Origin of the sequence: Bartonella sp. AA9NXGY, assembly GCF_042196845.1 — a bacterium.
In the GTDB taxonomy this organism is placed as follows: domain Bacteria; phylum Pseudomonadota; class Alphaproteobacteria; order Rhizobiales; family Rhizobiaceae; genus Bartonella.
Genome location: NZ_JBHIRB010000117.1, coordinates 1 through 626 on the forward strand (window position 1 = coordinate 1; position 626 = coordinate 626).

At 45.5% G+C, this 626-nt stretch carries 1 protein-coding gene; it reads right to left on the reverse strand.

Annotated features, from left to right (window positions below; translation table 11 throughout):
• Positions 1 to 626, reverse strand: a 626-nt coding sequence (locus ACFIM6_RS10135; RefSeq protein WP_375612699.1) for a phage tail protein, incomplete at both ends; no start/stop codon positions are given.

The window sequence follows — 626 nt, forward strand, 5'->3', positions numbered from 1 at the left end:
TCTGTAAACCAAAAGGGAGTCTCTACCTGTGGACTTCCTGCTATTTGGTCAAATTCTTGATTACACTTGTCCAAAGCATCCCCACTCAAACCTACACACTCTTCGTCTATAGCTCTCTTTCGCCTTTGCAAGTGAGCTTCAGAAGAAGAAACATCCCGTTTTTTTCGAGAAGAAAGACCTTCTGATGACGCTGGACCTATAAAATGCTCATGCGCTTTTAAAGAACAGGGTTGTATACTTGCAAAAGAACGCCAAGGGTCTAAATTGCGTTCATTATCAAGTCCCCGTAAAAACATTCCTCGAAAATCGGGAACATTAAACGTCGTGGCGCCATCCCCTTCTCCCCACGTCGTCCCTATTACTTCAAACAAGGCTCTATACGTTCTTCGCGAATAAGCCTTCCCATCACATGGCAACCAACCATCCGGCAAGCGCTCCATTGCAAACGGTCCTATCAGACCGGAAGGTAAACGTTTTAAGGAAGAAACTTTGCCCCTTGTCGGGTTGAGAACTTGCCAACCCGTAAGCTCTTCATCATACACAAGCGTATAAAGACAGCCATCTTGTATCTCTCCTCCCGATAAGGCTAATAAACCGGTTTCTGTCGCCTTATAAACGGGCTTACC